The following is a 16,964-nucleotide window of genomic DNA, read 5'->3' as shown; positions in this document are numbered from 1 at the left end:
TCATGAAAAAAGGCAAACTCTTTGTTATCGGCACGGGCCCCGGCGGCCCGGATCAAACCACACTCGAAGCTTTGCGGTGCATTGAAATGGCGGATATTATCCTTTGTCCTGAGGAAACCAAAAAGCATTTTGCATCTTATATTGACAAAAAACCGGTGTTCTGCAATCCATGGAAAGGCCTTTTCGATTACAAAGGCAAACCCTGGCGAGAGCTGGTGCATTCAGACCCGTCGCTCATCGAAAGTTTTAAAAAGGAAAGAATCCGCATCAGAGAAGAGATTGTCGGATACGTCAAGGAAAAGATGGCCAATGGTAAAAATGTGGCCCTTCTCGAAAACGGAGATCCCTGTTTGTTCGGTCCGTCCCACTGGTTCATCGAGGGGTTTGAGGTAGATGAAGTGGATATCCTTCCCGGCGTAGGAACCTTTTCAGCGGCCATGGCCGCATTGAAAAAATCGAGCATTCCTGCGTACGATACCCGCTTTGTCCTGCAAACCTCGCCGTTATTTCTCACGGAAAATGATCAGGATAACGATATTTTCGAAGATTTGTCCAGGTATCCCGCCACCATGGTGTTTTATATGGCCTTATGGAATCTGGAAAACCTGATCAAACGGTTGACAGATCATTATCCTGAAAATCTTCCCGTTGCGGTCATATACCATCTCGGTCATGATGAAAAACAAAACATTGTTCAAGGAACACTGAAAAACATCACCGAAAAAGTTCAGGGTATCAAAGAGGATTTTGCCGGTCTCATCATTGTTGGAAAATGTCTTGAAGGAGCCGGATACCGGAGTAAAACGGAAAATCTGGTTCGGATTTGAAGAGCAACCCATGCTGCAGGTACATAATCTTCATTTTGGCTATGGAAAAACGCCGATACTGAACGGGGTTTCCTTCGAGGCAGCCCCGGGTCAACTCCTCGGACTTTTTGGCCCCAACGGATCAGGAAAAACCACCTTGTTTAAATGTTGTCTCAAGTTTCTGAAATACAACTCCGGGATGGTTATCATGGACGACATGGATATTCAAAAAGCCAGTGTGGCACAAATGGCAAGGCACGCAGCCTATGTCCCCCAGGAACACAAACCGCCGTTTCCCTATCTGGTCCGGGAAGTGGTTCTGATGGGGAGGACCCCTCATCTTGGGGGAATATTCGGAATCAGCAAACGAGACAAGGCCATTGCCCTGGAAGCCCTGCACATGCTGGATATCCGTAATCTTGCCGATCGTGCCTACAATCGTTTATCCGGAGGACAGCGGCAGATGGTGCTTATTGCCAGGGCCATCGCCCAGGAAACCAAGCTTCTTTTTCTGGATGAGCCCACCTCGGCTCTCGATTTCAGCAACCAGATCAGGATCTGGAAAATGCTGCGACGTATCACCGCACAGGGAATCACAGTGATCGCCTGCAGTCATGATCCCAATCATGTGATCTGGTTTTGCCACAAAGTGGTTGTGCTTGATGGCAAAGGCATTGTTATTCAAGGTACAACAGATGAAGTCATGACGGAAAAGGTTTTAAACGGTATTTACCACGAAATATGCACCACAAAAGAAGTAGACGGAATAAGGATGGTGGTGCCCAGGGGAATTACCTGAAATTGAAAGGAAATGATCATGATGCGTTTACGGTTTTTTTTTGAATGGTTTGTTTGTCTGGGAATTCTTCTGACAGCCGCACCTGATATATACGCTTCGGAAAATTCCGATTCTTTTCGTTCCGTAACCGACCAACGGGGCGTATCCGTCAAGGTACCCATGAAAATTGAACGGGTGGTGACCATATGCGATGGCCTTGTGGAATCAGTCATGACTGCTCTCGGGGTTCAGAATTCAATCGTCGGATTGGGATCCGCGTGCATTCCCAAACACTGGGAATACACCTATCCAACGGTGGCCGGGGAATCGTATGACTATACAGACGGTATGAACACTGTTACCTTCCTGAACCCGTTTTTCATGGACCTGCCTTTGGTGGCGCAATCGGGTACCGGCATTAACTATGAAACCCTTGCTTCCCTCAATCCGGATGTCGTGTTTTTAAGGGCAGGCTCCTGCACCCTCAGTGCCAATGATGAAAGCACACACAAAACAATCCGCATGATCGAGTCTTTAGGAATACCGCTTGTGGTTCTTTTCGGGCCGAATATGACAAAAAATCCGAAAATGGATAGTATTTCGGAAGAAATTAGAATTATCGGAAGGGCCCTCGGAAACGAACAGAAGGCAACGGCCCTGGCCGAATACCTGGAGAAGCAAGTCCGGTTTGTCATGGATCGTACCAGAGAAATTCCCGAGGATCAGAAACCTTCCGTGCTGCTTTTCGGGCTTTCCCCCAAATCCAGGGAAGCCGGCGGAACAGGACACGTGAGAGGTTTGAACACCATTGACTCGTGGCTTGTGGAAACCGTGGTGAATGCCCGGAATGCTTTCCGAACAAAAGGTTCCTGGAATATCCTGGGTACCGAACAGGTTCTGGCGATCGATCCCGATGTGATCGTCCTGATTACCGCCTGGGGTTATCATCCTCCCCGTGAACTTTATGAAGCCCCCTATTATCAGAATCTGAAAGATCTCAGGGCAGTCAAAAACCGGCGGGTTACCGCCCTGCCCTGGACCCCCTGCAATTGCGACAAACGGGTGGAATACCCGATTGATGTGATGATAATTGCCAAGGCCGCATATCCTGAAAAATTTGCCGATGTGGACCTGAATGTATGGCTGCTTGACTTTTATCAAAATGTTTATGGGGTGGACCCAAACACTGCAGCGCAGCTTCGGGCGGTTCAGTGGATGAACTGGGTAACCGAAAAACCACCCCATTGAGTTTTTGCCAGAGGATGTGATTCAGATCGGCCTTTGTCAGTCCTTTGAGCAGGGCCACCAGCACCTTTCTCACCCGGAGTCGGATGTCCGCCAGGCTATAGGAAGATTTGGTCGGGTTTCCTTTTTTATCGGCAATGCGCATTCTCATGAAATCATGAATATTGAGGTGGTACTTCGCCAGCATGGCCGTGATGGCTTGATCCTGATCACTGCATCATAAAATTGAAGAAGGGTATTCCAGGAGTTCCAATTGTTCAATGAACCTGTAATCTTTCTGGTTTTTCGAAATCAGTTGGATGCCGTTGACAATGGCTGTTGCAGCAATCAAGGCATCGGCTATCAGCAGCCCATGACTCAGCCGATACGTTTTCAGCAGCTTTGTTGCAGTATCAGAAGTTCGATTGTCCAGACTATGGAAATTGAAACCAGTTTTTTCGTCAATGAGCACCTGAACTTCTTTCTGAACCCCACGTATGCGGTATTGGCATACGATGACGACCTGACATTTCAAGGGATTGTCCGGGATACCAAAGACAAATAGGTGATCGATACCCCTGAATGGACCCTGAAATCCGGGTTGATATACATCCTGGGGGATTTTGAACTGATTCCCATGGTCCGCTACATGGGCAGCCGGTATGGGGATGCCGAACACAATGAAAAGATCGATGACTATGTGGTGGCGGATTTGAAAATGGGGTATACCTTCAACCACTTGTGTTTTATCGATAAACTCAAGCTGTCGCTCGAACTGACCAATCTGTTTGATCATGAATATGTGTCCGTGATCAATGCCATGGACGACAGCCGGGCCGGAAACACCAGCTATTATGTAGACGCCCCTTTTACGGCAATGATGACCGCGTCGTTTGCTTTTTAAATCGGTGACACCCAGAAAATAAGGATTGACTTTAATGCCGAAGTCTGTATAATCAAATAATGTTTCAATCTTTTCGGTGTTTATCAAGATTTAATTTCTGATTGATCCCAAAGTACGAAGCGATTTTTTTTATTTTTTATTTTTTTAGGAGAAAGCCAACATGGCCAATGGTACAGTAAAATGGTTTAACGACGCAAAAGGGTTTGGATTTATTGAGCAGGAAGACGGTGGGAAAGATGTGTTCGTGCATCACTCAGGCATTAATGCCATGGGTTTCAAATCCCTCAACGAGGGCGACCGGGTTTCCTTTGACATTTCTGAAGGCCAGCGTGGACCCGCTGCGACGAATGTAACTGTGGTGTAATCACCGCGTTTATATAGTCTGACCCAAAGCCCCTGAATGGTTCGCCGTCCAGGGGCTTTTTTTATGCCCCGCCCGAATCCGGGGGTCGGCCGGCAAAATGGGCCAGCCAGGCTGCCGGAGATATGACTGATCTTCGGGGTCTGGGTTTTTCAATAAGCAGATGATCCCCCGTGATCAGAACCGCTGCCGGCTCTGATGCCAGAAGTGCCCACAGATGGGAATCCTGAAGATCCGGCGAGAGGTGATCTGTATCGGCAGGGGGATCCCGCCAGATGGCATTGGCAGTGATTTCCGTCAGAATCTGCACGACCTCCGGTTCTGTCAGACCATGACGCCGGACCAGTTTGGGTCTCAGCAATATCTGTCGGTATTCATCGAGCAGCGCCGGAGACAAAAGAAAAACCAGCCTGCCATTGATCATGCCGTCCAGAATCTGTGCCGTGGGACTGTCCGGCCGGGAAGTGATGAGTCCGGCTGCGACCACATCGGTATCAATAATCAAGACCGATTTTCTCATCGAGTGCGAAGGTCGCGGGTTTCTTCAACGGCAAGGCGGGTTGCTTCGTCATCACTGCACTCGCCCCTGATCCGGGCCTGTTCCACCAGTTGCCTTGCGTGGGACATCGATTTAATACCCCGCAAAACAAGGCTTTCCTCAATAATTTTCCCGATGCTGCGTCCCTGGCGAGCAGCCGTTTCTTTAAGTGCCTGGTGCAAATCGTCATCCAGGGTGATGGTAAGCCGGCTCATGGGTGCCTCCAATGGCAGTGACTTTTTCATTGTTTACTACGCACAATAACACCAACACATCACACAGTCAATACCACCCAAAAATGAAATCTCCCTTGACAGAGACCCGAATCCGGGTTCAAAATACGAAACCATCAAACACGTCAGGAGCCGGATTATGAAACGGGGGAAAAAAATCATTTTTGTGTCCCATTGCCTGTTGAATGTCAATGTCAAGGTGATGGGCCTAGCCGCCCACCCGGGTGCGGTCAAGGAACTGGTCTGTTTTCTGATGGACCATGACACCGCCATGGTGCAGCTTCCCTGCCCTGAATCTGAAATCCTGGGCCTGTGCCGATGGGGCCATGTGAAAGACCAGCTGGCCTATCCTTTTTTTAAAAACCGCTGCCGGCATCTGCTGGCCCCGTTCATCCGCCAGATACACATGTACAAGGAAAACGGATATCTTCTCAAAGGGGTTATCGGAATAGACGGCAGCCCCAGTTGCGGGGTACATAAAACCTGCCGGTCAAATCAGTGGTCCGGTGATTTTCTGGACAAGGAAGACACCTGGAAAAAAATTCAGACCCTGGAATGGCAGGCTGACCCCGGTATTTTCATAGAAATTTTTCAGGCCCTGCTGATGGAAAACAATCTGCCCTTGGATTTTTTCGCCGTGGATGAATCCGAGATCGACATGTCACTTTCCAGTCTGTTCAAGACACTGTCCCCGGTGTTAAAACGGTAAGTCCGATTCAGTTGATCTGCTGGCTGTTCAGGTCCATCTATTATTTTTTTCTATACATCCGTTCATTTCCATCCATATTAACAATTTGACTGTTTGGTTTCCGGTCCATAAAATCCTCATTTTTTAAAGGGGATGCCAAATCGGATGATCTGTAGTGAAAAAATCTGTGACACGGAAAGCCGGCTCCGGCACCGGATGTTCTGGGAAAACCGTTCAACCGGCGTGCCGCTGGTGTACGCGGTTTCAGACAACCCCGGGTTTATACCGGCACCATGGAGGACTTCCCTGCCCAGGAAAGAGTGGGACCTGCTGCCGGACTGGCACCTGAACCGGATCGGCAATTTCCTGGAAGGCACCTGCTTTTTCGGTGATGCCATGCCCATGGCCAGCCTCATGGTGGGCCTGGATATCACAAATACCGCCGTCCTGGCCGGCGGGGACTATGACTACAGCTGCACAGGGGATTTCATCGATTTCAAAAGCGGTGATCTTGACCTGGCACAGCCGGTGCCGGACTTCACCCCGGACCACCCCCTGGCGATCGACCTGAAGCAGTGTTATTAAGCAGTTATCCCTCAGGTCCGGAACCGGGCCTTTGTCAACACCCCCATGACCCTGGATGCGCTGTCATCCCTTTACGGCCTTCTGGGAAGCCAGCCCTTTCTGCTGGATCTGGTGAAGAACAAAGACCGGGTGAAGCAGCGGGTCAGGGAAATGACCGATGTCAGCCTGGCGTTTTACGATTATTTGTATGATTTTCTGGTTGAAAACGGATACGGCCAGTCCGGCTCCTGGTTCCAGGTCTTCTGTGAAGGAAAATTTGAAAGTGTCCGCTGTGATTTCAGTATCATGCTGTCCCGGGAAATGTTTTGTGAACTTGAAAAAATAAAAGACAAAGGCATGCTGCTGGAGATTGTGTGTCACAAAGTTGACGATGCCGTGCTGGCGGCCCGGACTCTGGGACCGGACGGCCTGTACCTGATGATTGAACCCCGTTTTTCATCCCCTGACCAAGCCAGTCATGCCGTTGATCGTGTCTATAACGCCTGCCGATAACCGGCGGCACATAATAAATATCAATCCAACAATGAAAGGAAACCCGTTATGAAGAAAAAACTGTTCGCCTCATTTATCCTGGCCCTGGCCGTCATTGCTGTCACCTGGACCTGTGCCGCTGCCGGAGACAGCCGATGGTCGAAAATCGAACAAAGCGGCAGCATCACCGTGGGCAACTGCCCGGAATACCCGCCGTTTTCATTCAGGAACACCAGCGGCCTAGTGGAGGGATTTGACTCTGATTTTGCCCGGGCACTGGGAAATGCTCTGGGGGTTGACGTGGTCATAAAGGATACAGCCTGGGAAGGCCTGGTGGCCGGCATGAAAAAAGGGGACCATGACATCATCATTTCCTGCATGTCCCCGGAAGAAGCCACCCAGGCATCCGACAGCGTGAACATGAGCAATCCCTACTACCAGCTCAGTGAAATCATCGTCACCCGGTCCGATGTCACGGACATCACCACCAAGGAAGACCTGGCCGGCAGAATCGTGGGAGTCCAGGCCAACAGCACCAGCGAAGTGGCCGGCGACAGTCTGGCGGACATGGACATCAAGGTCAAGGATCTGCGGCGGTACAACCGCAACTCCGAAGCACTCATCGACCTGAAGAACAAGCGGGTGGACGCCGTGGTGGTGGGATTTGCCTATGCCGCCACCAAGATCAAGGACAGCCCGGACCTGAAAATCATCAATGACCCGGTGCGCTCCGTGGACATTGTGGTGGTCCTGGACCACGGCGAGGATGAACTGACCGAAAAGATCAATCAGGCCATTGACACGGTGAAGTCCAATGGAGACTTTGACCGTATCCATGACAAATGGCTGGCCCTGTAACAGATCATGCCCCTTGATTTTTCATTTCTGATCCCCTACGTCCCCCAGTTGGCAACGGCGGCCAGGATCACCCTGACCATCGGCGTGTTCTCCTTTGTGCTGGCCCTGGCCGTTTCCGTGCTGGTAGGGGTGCTTCGGTCCGGCCGGCTCCCCTGGATCGTGGATTTCCTGCTGGGGGTGTATGTGGAAATCTTTAGAAACACGCCTCTGTTGATCCAGTTGTTCTTCATCTACTATGGCCTGCCCACCTTCGGCATCGTCCTGCCCCCTGTCACGGCGGCAGTGATCGGCCTGTCTCTGAATTCCGGGGCTTATATGTCCGAGGCGGTGCGGGCCGCCATCAGTTCAGTGAACAAAGGGCAGTATGAAGCTGCCTTCAGTCTGGGATACAACCGGTATCAGGTATTTCTCCATATCGTTCTGCCCCAGGCGTTCCGCATTGCATTGCCCACCCTGATGAACTACTTCACCACCATGATCAAGGAAACCTCCCTGGTATCAGTGCTGTCCATTGCAGAGCTCACCCGGGTGGGCAACCAGATATATGCCCGGACCCTGGGTCCTTTTGAGATCTACATCACCATCGGGGCTGTCTATTTTGTCATGACCTACAGTGTGGCTCTGGTTTCCCGGTGGGTTGAAAAAAAAGGAATCAAATGGATCCCCTAATCCGTGTGGACCGCATCAGCAAATCCTATGGCAGCCATATGGTTCTCAAGGATATCAGCCTGGAAATCCGCCAGGGCGAAATCCTGGCGGTCATCGGCCCTTCCGGTGCCGGCAAAAGCACTTTTATCCGGTGCCTCAACGGCCTGGAGAAGGTGGACAAAGGATCTGTAACCGTGGACGGCCAGCCCGTCACCTCCTTCACCAGCGTGGCCGGCCGGATGGGCATGGTATTCCAGCAATTCAACCTGTTTCCACACTACACGGCCATTGAAAATATCGCGGCCCCTTTGCGGACCATCAAAAATATGCCCCGCACCCGGGCCCGTGACCGGGCCGCCGAATTGCTGGAATCGGTGAAACTGGCGGACAAGGCCAGTCAGTATCCGTCCACCCTGTCCGGGGGACAGCAGCAGCGACTGGCCATTGCCAGAGCCCTGTCCATGTCCCCGGACATCATGCTGTTTGACGAACCCACCTCCTCCCTGGACCCGGAGCTGGCCCATGAGGTGTTTGACACCATTCAGACCCTGGCCCGCAGCCACATGACCCTGGTGCTGGTCACCCACCAGATGAACATGGTGAAAAATTTCGCGACCCGGGTCCTGTTTCTTGAAAACGGCGGTATCTTTTTTGACGGCACATTCGAGGATCTGACCAGTGCCACGGACCCGCGCATCAGACAATTTCTAAAAAAAATTTACCCATGATCCCAAAGATGATATAACCCCGGCAGTTGTATCGGAAAAAAGTGCGATCAAATCCAGACAACAACTCTGAACGGATACACCGCTGTTTACAGTTAAATTCCCAGGGAGCTGGAGCAACACGACCATGCCGGATACAGACAGACTGGAACAGATACAGCAGTTTCTCACTGATGCCGGCTGGGTGTCCCCGCCCTTTCGCGTCTCTTTTCTGGCGGCCGGGGAATACAATGCCAATTACCGGGTCGATTCTAATGCCGGCCCCTGTGTGCTGCGCATCAACCACGGCAGCCAGCTGGGCCTGGGAGATGATCAGATCGCCTATGAATTCAACGTATTGAAGGCGCTGGCCGATTCCGGGGTCACGCCGAAACCCCTGGCCTGTCACCCCCATCCGGACCCGCTGGGAGGCGGGGCCCTGCTCATGACCTTTGTGCCGGGAACCCCCTTGGATTACACCCGGGATCTGGACACGGCGGCCCGAATTTTTGCCAGAGTTCACACCACTTGTGTGCCGGACGGGCTGATTGTCCAGGCCGACCCCGTGAACGATATCGCCCGGGAAAGTCATGGCCTGCTCCACCGGTTTGCCGATCATCCCCTGAAAAAGGAACAGGCACAGATCCTGTCCTATCATGATACTCTCCTGTCCCTTGCCAGAGATACCCGGCCCCTGTTTGAAGCAGAACCCTTGTGCCTGGTGAATACTGAAGTGAACTCCGGCAATTTTCTCATCAGCCCGGACCGGGCCTGTCTGGTGGACTGGGAAAAGGCCGTGGTCTCCTGCCGGTACCAGGATCTGGGCCATTTCATGGTGCCCACCACCACGCTGTGGAAAACCGACATCCTTTTAACTCCGGCAGATAAAAAAACCTTTCTGCAAACCTATCACCAGCAGGCATGCCCGGACATGCTGTTTAACGACCTTATGGAAAAATCCCGTGTCATGGAAAAAACCATTCTGCTGCGGGCCCTGTCCTGGTGTTTCATGGCCTGGTATGAATATACACACACAAACCGGCCCATCCGGAACCCGGACACCTTTGCCAAAATTCAACAGTATCTGTCGGATATCCCATGGATATTACACTCCGTCACATAGGCAAATCCTATAAACACCAGCCCGTTCTGGAATCCATCGGCTTTGCCGTGAACGCCAGGGAGCTGGTTTCCATTGTGGGGCCGTCCGGGGCCGGCAAAACCACCCTGCTCAAAATTATCGCCGGACTGGAAATCCCGGACCAGGGAGAAGTGGCTTTTTCCGAACCCGTGAGCAAACACCATCCCGTGATCATTGTGTTTCAGGATTATGTCCTGTTTCCCGCCATGACGGTGCGACAGAATATCGGATTCGGGCTCAAGGCCCGGCACATGGAAAAAAAACAGATCAAAAACCAGGTGGACCGGATGCTGGATTATTTTAAACTGGCCCCCCAGGCAGACCAGTATCCGGCCCAGCTGTCCGCCGGCCAGAAACAGCGGGTGGCCATTGCACGGGCCATGATCGTGAACCCGGCCGTGCTCTTGCTGGATGAACCTTTTGCCAACCTGGACCGGAACCTGAAAATGGAGACGGCCCGGTTCATCCGCACCACCCAGCAGGCGTTCGGCATTCCCACCATCAGCGTCACCCATGACCTGGAAGAAGCCTTTGCCATGTCCGACCGCATCGGGGTTTTGCTGGACGGCCGGGTTCAACAGTTCGACACCCCCAGGCAGGTGTATTTCCACTCGGCTACCCCGGCTGTAGCCCGGTTTCTGGGTCCGGTGAACGAGATTCCCCCGTCGCTGTTCCCGTTGTTCCGGGTGGATGAGGCCGTGGCCGGCTCCCTGAACGGGACACCTCTTCCGGCCCGGCCCGAAAACCTGGCCATCATTGCAGACCCGGAGGGATTCGGCCGCATCACGGAAAAAACCTTTGCCGGCCACTACACCGTGTATGGGGTGGCCGCAGGCAGCCAGACTTACACCATATACAGCCAGAATGACCGGTTTGACAGGGATCAGCCCGTGTCCCTGCGGTACCGGCCGTTTTAACGTATCCGTTTTGACCGGATTGTTCGACAGATTCGAATACAACCTTTAATTTAAAGGAGAACCTGTGATGAATAAGTTCAGATCCATGTCCCTGTTGTTGACCCTGATGTTGCCTGTCTTTCTCACCATGTTCCTGCCCGTCCGGGTCACTGGCGGCACCCTGCCGGACATCCCGTTTGACCGGATTGAAGCACAGGCCCGGGGGTCCCGGGTCAGCTGGTACATGTACGGGGGATGGACCCATGTCAATACCTGGGTGGACACGTTTGTGGCCAAAGAGATGAAACAGCGCTATGATATCCATGTGAAGCGGGTCCCCATGGATGCCGGGGTGTTTATCAACAAACTGCTCAACGAAAAAGCAGCCGGCAAAACCACGGGAACCATCGACCTGCTGTGGATCAACGGGGAGAACTTCAAGAATGCAAAACAGGCCGGCCTGCTGTTCGGCCCGTTTGCCGGGCACCTGCCCCATGTGAAGCAGTATGTGGACCCGGACAGCATCACCCATGATTTCGGATTTCCCGTGGACGGATTTGAAGCCCCTTTTGGCCGGGCCCAGTTCGTGCTCGAGTATGACACAAACCGGACGGAAATTCCGCCGGACACGGTGGCGGCCCTCAAACAGTGGATCATGGACAACCCCGGCCAGTTCACCTATCCCCAGCCCCCGGATTTCACGGGTTCAGCTTTTATCCGCCACATTTTCTATGCAGTCACGGGCGGGCACGGCCAATACATGGCCGGGTGGGATCCGGACCTGTATGAAAAAAACGCCCCTTTGCTGTGGGACTGGCTCAACCAGATCAAGCCGTTTTTATGGCAGAAGGGCCGAACCTACCCCAAGGACAACGCATTTCTGGATACGCTGTTTGCCAGGGGAGAGGTGGCGTTCGGCATGTCCTATCATCCGCCCCACGCCCAGAACATGATTATGGCGGGCAGTTATCCGGACACGGTCAGAACCTTTGCATTAAAGGACGGATCCATTTTCAATACCCATTTCACGGCCATTGCCTTTAACGCCCCCAACAAGGCCGGGGCCATGGTGCTGGCAAATTTTCTGGTGTCCGTGGATGCCCAGGTATCCAAATTTCAGCCGGAGAACTGGGGGGATTTTCCGGTTCTGGCCATGAATCGGTTGACTCCAAAGGACCGGCAGCGGTTTGAGACCGTGGACCTGGGACCCGCCACCCTGACACCGGATCAGCTGGCTGCCGTTGCCGTGCCCGAGATACCGGCCCAATATCTGGAATCCCTGGAACAGGACTGGAAAACCCATGTCCTTGATCGGTAGCCGGACCGCCATACTGATTCTGAAACTCAGCCCGTTGATTTTGCCGTTTGTGGTGCTGTTCTGCGGCGGGGTGTTTCTGACGGTGTGCCAGTCCTTAGGGATCTTCACCCCCCTGCCCCATACGGGCGGGATCCTGGCGGCCTATAACATCATCCTGTCGGACCCGTCCTTTTTCGCGTCCTTCGGGTTTTCCCTGGGCGTGGCCCTGACATCGGCGGCCGGGTCCGTGGCAGCCGGCACCTTTCTGGCCTACCGGGTCTGGCAGCTGCCCAAGGCCCTGGCCGGAGCCGCCCTGATGTACAAAATTCCGCTGATCCTGCCCCATATTGCCGTGGCATTTGTGGTGCTGATTTTCTGGAGCCAGTCCGGAATCCTTTCGTCTCTGGCCTATCACCTGGGCCTGATCCAGTCCATGCCGGATTTTCCCAATGTATTGTATTCCGGCTGGGGCTTAGGCATGATCCTGGCCTATACCCTGAAAGGCACCCCGTTTGCCATGCTTTTGATCCTGGCCCTGCTGGTGCGGTTCGATGTCCGGCAGATCCAGACGGCAGCCATGCTGGGGGCATCGAAACGGTGCATCTTTTTTTCCATTGTGCTGCCAAGGCTGGCCCCGGCGATGCACACCAGTTTCATCATCCTGTTTCTCTACAGCTTCGGGGCATTTGACATTCCTTACATTTTGAGCGAAAGCCGGCCCGGCATGCTCAGCCTCCATGTTTTTGACCTGTATTTCAAGCATGACCTGGCCCGGCGGCCTGAAGCCATGGCCATTCTGACGCTGATGTTCTGCTTTGCCGTGCTGTTCATCATTGCCTACTCCAAAACCGTCACCCATCTGGAAAACGGGGTCCGAAAACTGTGAAACTTTTTTCCCACACCCTCGTTTTGGTGCTGCTTTTCAGCCTGTTCGCCCTGCCCGCGGCAATCCTTTTGCTGGTGGGCCTGGCCCCGGGGTGGCGGTTTCCGGACCTGTGGCCGGCGCAATTTTCTTTTACGGGCATTCAATTTCTGATCACCCACCAGGATCAGATTGTTTCGTCTCTGGTCTCTTCATTTTTGTATTCTGTGGCCACGGTGTTGGTCACCCTGGGCATGTGCCTGACCCCGGCCGCCGCATTCGCCAGGAACCGCTTTGCCGGCAAGCGGCTCATGGAAGCCCTGGTGCTGACCCCGGCCCTGGTGCCGCCCATGACTTTTGCCATGGGACTGCATGTGGTGTTCATCCGGCTGTCTCTGGCCGACACCGTGGCCGGGGTGGTGCTGATCCTGGCCCTGTTCACCTACCCTTACATGTTCCGGGCTCTGGTGACGGGATTCCAGACCCTGGGAGAAGAATACCGTGTGTGTGCCAGAAACCTGGGGGCCGGTCCGGTAACGATTTTCTGGCGGGTGGAGCTGCCGTTGCTGGTGCCGGCCATGATCGCCGGCGGCAGTGTGGTGTTTCTGGTGGCGTTTTCCGAATATTTTCTGGTATTTCTCATGGGCGGGGGAACCGTGCCTTCTTTTACCGGGTTTCTGATGCCGCTGCTCGCTTCTTCCAACCGGTCCCTGGCCGCGATTCTGACCCTGATTTTCCTGCTGCTGCCCATCCTTTTGTTTTTTGTTATCGACGGGTCATTGATGCGCAGCTACCGCAAAAAAGGCATGGTCTGACACCAGAATCCGCTTAAACCTTCGGGCGAATCCATCTTACTGGCACCGGCTGAACGGCAGTTTATATGAATCGGATTCATATCCTTTCATGAAAACAATGCGTTATACATTTTTGCCCCAGACATGCTATGGTGCAACAGGGTCAAAAAAGGTCAACCATTCAAGCCAAGGAGAGACAGGGATGACACTATCATTCAACCATGAAACCTGTTCCGGGTGCCGGGCCTGCGAACTGGTGTGTTCATTGCAGAATCTGAAAATAATCAATCCGTCCAAGGCCATGCTCCGGGTCATGCCCCGGTTTCCCGAGCCCGGCATTTTCGAGGTGGCCATCTGCAATCAGTGCGGGGCGTGTGCGGATGCCTGCCCCACCGGGGCCATCCATCGGGTCAAAGACACCTGGCGCATTGACATGAAAAAATGCGACGGGTGCCTGGCGTGTGTTTCCGCCTGCCCGGAAAACGTAATGATGGTGGATGATGACGGCATGCCCTACAAATGCATCAACTGCCGGCAGTGTGTGGAAGTGTGTCCCCGGGATGCACTGAGCTTCAAATAGAGGGAAAAGGAGGATTATCATGTTATACGGATATGCAGGACACACGCTGAGAATCGATCTGAGCACCCGTACCATTGAAAAACAACCCTTAAAACAGGAATGGGTGGACGATTTTATCGGCGGCCGGGGATTCACGGCCAAAATTCTGTACGATGAAATTCCGGCTGGCGCAGACCCCTTAGGCCCGGACAACCGGTTTGTCATTGCCATGGGGCCGTTGAGCGGCCTGTTTCTGCCGGCGGCCGGCAAAACCCATTTTGCCGCCAAATCCCCGGCCACGGGCGGATATGGCGACAGCAACATGGGGGGGCATTTCGGGGTGACCATGAAATATGCCGGGTATGACGTCACCATATTGACGGGACGGGCCAAAGAACCTTCCTATATCTTCATAGATAATGACACCGTGGAGATCCGGCCGGCCGGGCATTTGTGGGGCAAAGGCTCCACAGCCGTGGAAGAGATTTTGAAAAACGATCTGGGCCGGGAATTCCAGATTCTGACCATCGGCGAGGCCGGGGAGCGAATGGTCAACTTTGCCTGCATCTCCCATGATTTCGGCCGCCAGGCCGGCCGCACCGGCATCGGCGCGGTCTTGGGCTCCAAAAACATCAAGGCCATTGCCGTGCGGGGCACCCAAGACATCCCCGTGTTCGATCCCAAGGGCCTGCTCAAAAAAGGCAAGGCCACCTATGCCGCGTGCCGGGAAAAACCCGGTTTCAAGGGCTGGACCCCGGAAGGCACGGCCGGTATCACCAACTGGTGCAATGATGTGGGGGCTTTACCCACCCGCAACTTTGCCACCTCCCATTGCGATTACGCGGACAAGATCAACGGCAAAGCCATCCTGGACGAACTGAAAATCACGGACAAAGGGTGTTTTTCCTGCCCCATTCCCTGCGGCAAATACGGGCTGTCAAAAACTGCGCTGGGCAACAAATATGTGGAAGGCCCGGAATACGAAACCCTGGCCCTGGTGGGCAGCAACTGCGAACTGTCCGACATCCATGCCGTGGCCCATGTCAACTGGGTATGTGATGAACTCGGCTTAGACACCTGCTCGGGCGGGGCCGTGGTTTCCTTTGCCCTGGAATGTTATGAAAAAGGCCTGATCTCAAAACAAGAGATGGGCATGGACGTGACATGGGGGGATCTTGACTCCATCGTCCACATCCTGAAAAAAATTGCAAAAAGAGAGGGCATCGGAGATGTTCTGGCCAACGGCGTCAAAAAAGCCGCTGAAAAGATCGGGGGAGACAGCGACAAATTTGCCATCCATGTCAAAGGCCTGGAATGGACCGGGTATGAATCCAGAAACGCGCCCGGCTTGATGCTGGGATACATGACCGCAGATGTGGGGGCCCACCACAACCGGTGCTGGGTTCTGGGATCGGATGTGGCCAATGCCGTGGGCGGCAGCCAGGATGCCAATGTCCATGATCTCATCTCCCAGGGCGCAAATTTCGAAACCATCCCCAAGGCAGACCACAAAAACGTGGTGCCCCTGGTACTCAAGTCCCAGCACCTGCGACCGGCATTCGACATTCTTGGCACCTGCCGGCTCCAGTACATGGAAATCGGCCTGGAAACCCATTATTATGAGGAACTGTATTATTGTGCCACCGGAAAAAAGCTGGATTTCAACAAAGACCTGCTCCATCTTTCCGAAAAGATCTGGCATTTGAACCGGATGTTCAATAAAAGAGAAATCCCGGATTTCGGCCGGAAATATGATTATCCGCCCCCGCGGTTTTACGAAGAGCCCATTCCTTCGGGCCCCAACAAGGGGCACAAGGTGGAATTTGCCGTAATCGAAGAGATGCTGGATGCGTATTATGCGGCCCGGGGATGGGACACCAACGGGATTCCCACCAGAGAAACACTGGAAAAATTCAACCTGGCCGTGGAATGATCACCATCACGCTGAATATGTCTGAAAGCCTGCTGAGCATCCTCAGGGATGCCGGCAGGCCCGGACAGCCGACCAGCCGGATCCGGGTGCATCCCGGCCCGGCTGTTGCCGGCCGGAGACCAAACACCCTGTCATCCCGAACGGCTTCCCGCACAATTTAGTAAATTTTAAAATATTTGGTGTTGGAGTTGAGCATGATATGGGTTTCGGTGAAAGAGACATTTTTAATCCTGCCAAGCCCGCCGGCAAAAATAAAATCGTTCAGTTCGATGATTGAATCCACCAGCACTTCCAAAAAGAGATCATACTTTCCGGTCGTCGCCCACACCGCCGTTACCTGCGGCAGCTGCTCGATTTCCTCCATGGTTGTGGAATGGGACCGGTCATACAGGTTGACACCCAGCAGGGCACTGATCTTGTGAGACAAGCCAAACGGGTTGATTCGGGCTTCCAGCTTTAAAATTTTCTTCTCAATAAGCCGGTTCACGCGGTTGGCAATGGTGCTCTCGGAAACTTCCAGCTCTTTTGCGATGCTTTTATACGACCGCCTGGCATTTTCTTGGAGTGCCTTGATTACATAGATCTCCAGGTCATCAAGGTTGCCGTCCATCAGTGTCATAATTTTCTTCTCCTTTTACAGCACACCCATATCTCCCATTAAACCACGGAAGAGGGATACTTGCG

The 16,964-nt window shown here is 53.3% G+C and carries 22 protein-coding genes; 18 read left to right on the top strand and 4 right to left on the bottom strand.

Annotated features, from left to right (window positions below; genetic code table 11):
• Window positions 1-2: 2 nt before the first annotated feature.
• From K365_RS0103275 to K365_RS0103265, 3 genes are read left to right on the top strand one after another with little or no spacing between them, the layout of a single operon-like run.
• Complete coding sequence (locus tag K365_RS0103275) at window positions 3-827, top strand: SAM-dependent methyltransferase (RefSeq protein WP_024333496.1); 825 nt, start codon at window positions 3-5, stop codon at window positions 825-827.
• Window positions 828-837: 10 nt separating this feature from the next.
• Window positions 838-1,605, top strand: coding sequence for an ABC transporter ATP-binding protein (locus K365_RS0103270; RefSeq protein WP_024333495.1), 768 nt, complete (start codon window positions 838-840; stop codon window positions 1,603-1,605).
• A gap of 18 nt (window positions 1,606-1,623) precedes the next feature.
• Window positions 1,624-2,832 carry an ABC transporter substrate-binding protein gene (locus K365_RS0103265; RefSeq protein WP_024333494.1) on the top strand — a complete coding sequence of 403 codons (1,209 nt, stop codon included), beginning with the start codon at window positions 1,624-1,626 and terminating at the stop codon, window positions 2,830-2,832.
• A 214-nt stretch (window positions 2,833-3,046) separates the two neighbouring features.
• Here the strand turns inward: K365_RS0103265 and K365_RS28365 are convergent, their stop codons facing one another.
• Window positions 3,047-3,343: a PIN domain-containing protein gene (locus tag K365_RS28365; protein ID WP_211221103.1), complete on the bottom strand. Its 297-nt coding sequence runs from the start codon at window positions 3,341-3,343 to the stop codon at window positions 3,047-3,049.
• Between the two features lie 30 nt (window positions 3,344-3,373).
• On the opposite strand from K365_RS28365, the gene K365_RS28360 reads away from it, so the two are divergent.
• Both K365_RS28360 and K365_RS0103250 read left to right on the top strand, forming a co-directional pair.
• Window positions 3,374-3,712, top strand: coding sequence for a TonB-dependent receptor domain-containing protein (locus tag K365_RS28360; protein ID WP_024333492.1), 339 nt, complete (start codon window positions 3,374-3,376; stop codon window positions 3,710-3,712).
• A 160-nt stretch (window positions 3,713-3,872) separates the two neighbouring features.
• Window positions 3,873-4,076 (top strand): cold-shock protein, encoded by a 204-nt coding sequence (locus K365_RS0103250; RefSeq protein ID WP_006964057.1) that lies wholly within the window; start codon window positions 3,873-3,875, stop codon window positions 4,074-4,076.
• Between the two features lie 61 nt (window positions 4,077-4,137).
• Here the strand turns inward: K365_RS0103250 and K365_RS0103245 are convergent, their stop codons facing one another.
• Window positions 4,138-4,578: a putative toxin-antitoxin system toxin component, PIN family gene (locus tag K365_RS0103245; protein WP_245569133.1), complete on the bottom strand. Its 441-nt coding sequence runs from the start codon at window positions 4,576-4,578 to the stop codon at window positions 4,138-4,140.
• Between the two features lie 11 nt (window positions 4,579-4,589).
• Window positions 4,590-4,826 (bottom strand): ribbon-helix-helix protein, CopG family, encoded by a 237-nt coding sequence (locus K365_RS0103240; protein WP_024333490.1) that lies wholly within the window; start codon window positions 4,824-4,826, stop codon window positions 4,590-4,592.
• 157 nt (window positions 4,827-4,983) lie between these two features.
• On the opposite strand from K365_RS0103240, the gene K365_RS0103235 reads away from it, so the two are divergent.
• From K365_RS0103235 to K365_RS0103175, 13 genes are all read left to right on the top strand, one after another.
• On the top strand, window positions 4,984-5,553 hold the full coding sequence (locus K365_RS0103235; protein WP_024333489.1) for a CD3072 family TudS-related putative desulfidase: 570 nt from the start codon (window positions 4,984-4,986) through the stop codon (window positions 5,551-5,553).
• 144 nt (window positions 5,554-5,697) lie between these two features.
• Window positions 5,698-6,117, top strand: coding sequence for a hypothetical protein (locus tag K365_RS0103230; protein WP_024333488.1), 420 nt, complete (start codon window positions 5,698-5,700; stop codon window positions 6,115-6,117).
• 45 nt (window positions 6,118-6,162) lie between these two features.
• Window positions 6,163-6,609, top strand: a complete 447-nt coding sequence (locus K365_RS0103225) for a hypothetical protein (protein WP_024333487.1) — start codon at window positions 6,163-6,165, stop codon at window positions 6,607-6,609.
• A 48-nt stretch (window positions 6,610-6,657) separates the two neighbouring features.
• A complete protein-coding gene (locus tag K365_RS0103220) occupies window positions 6,658-7,446 on the top strand; it encodes an ABC transporter substrate-binding protein (protein ID WP_024333486.1) in 789 nt (262 codons plus the stop codon).
• A 6-nt stretch (window positions 7,447-7,452) separates the two neighbouring features.
• Window positions 7,453-8,115: an amino acid ABC transporter permease gene (locus tag K365_RS0103215; RefSeq protein WP_024333485.1), complete on the top strand. Its 663-nt coding sequence runs from the start codon at window positions 7,453-7,455 to the stop codon at window positions 8,113-8,115.
• Window positions 8,103-8,822, top strand: a complete 720-nt coding sequence (locus tag K365_RS0103210) for an amino acid ABC transporter ATP-binding protein (protein ID WP_024333484.1) — start codon at window positions 8,103-8,105, stop codon at window positions 8,820-8,822. Before K365_RS0103215 ends, K365_RS0103210 begins: the two co-directional genes overlap by 13 nt.
• Before the next feature lie 124 nt (window positions 8,823-8,946).
• Window positions 8,947-9,921, top strand: coding sequence for a phosphotransferase family protein (locus tag K365_RS0103205; protein WP_024333483.1), 975 nt, complete (start codon window positions 8,947-8,949; stop codon window positions 9,919-9,921).
• Window positions 9,897-10,856 (top strand): ABC transporter ATP-binding protein, encoded by a 960-nt coding sequence (locus K365_RS0103200; protein WP_024333482.1) that lies wholly within the window; start codon window positions 9,897-9,899, stop codon window positions 10,854-10,856. Before K365_RS0103205 ends, K365_RS0103200 begins: the two co-directional genes overlap by 25 nt.
• Window positions 10,857-10,923: 67 nt before the next feature.
• Window positions 10,924-12,153, top strand: coding sequence for an ABC transporter substrate-binding protein (locus tag K365_RS0103195; protein ID WP_211221102.1), 1,230 nt, complete (start codon window positions 10,924-10,926; stop codon window positions 12,151-12,153).
• Window positions 12,137-13,018, top strand: coding sequence for an ABC transporter permease (locus tag K365_RS0103190; RefSeq protein WP_024333480.1), 882 nt, complete (start codon window positions 12,137-12,139; stop codon window positions 13,016-13,018). The genes K365_RS0103195 and K365_RS0103190 overlap by 17 nt, the downstream gene beginning before the upstream one ends.
• Entirely contained in the window at window positions 13,015-13,809 is a 795-nt protein-coding gene (locus tag K365_RS0103185; RefSeq protein WP_024333479.1) for an ABC transporter permease, read from the top strand. Before K365_RS0103190 ends, K365_RS0103185 begins: the two co-directional genes overlap by 4 nt.
• A gap of 181 nt (window positions 13,810-13,990) precedes the next feature.
• Window positions 13,991-14,368 carry a 4Fe-4S dicluster domain-containing protein gene (locus tag K365_RS0103180; RefSeq protein ID WP_024333478.1) on the top strand — a complete coding sequence of 126 codons (378 nt, stop codon included), beginning with the start codon at window positions 13,991-13,993 and terminating at the stop codon, window positions 14,366-14,368.
• A gap of 19 nt (window positions 14,369-14,387) precedes the next feature.
• A complete protein-coding gene (locus K365_RS0103175) occupies window positions 14,388-16,280 on the top strand; it encodes an aldehyde ferredoxin oxidoreductase family protein (RefSeq protein ID WP_024333477.1) in 1,893 nt (630 codons plus the stop codon).
• 157 nt (window positions 16,281-16,437) lie between these two features.
• Here K365_RS0103175 and K365_RS0103165 read toward each other — a convergent pair whose 3' ends face one another.
• A complete protein-coding gene (locus tag K365_RS0103165; RefSeq protein WP_024333476.1) occupies window positions 16,438-16,899 on the bottom strand; it encodes an Lrp/AsnC family transcriptional regulator in 462 nt (153 codons plus the stop codon).
• Window positions 16,900-16,964 lie beyond the last annotated feature (65 nt).

The sequence above is a fragment of the Desulfotignum balticum DSM 7044 genome (assembly GCF_000421285.1).
Taxonomy (GTDB): domain Bacteria; phylum Desulfobacterota; class Desulfobacteria; order Desulfobacterales; family Desulfobacteraceae; genus Desulfotignum; species Desulfotignum balticum.
The sequence above is the reverse complement of the archived record's forward strand: the minus strand, read 5'-3'. Positions and strand labels throughout refer to the sequence as shown.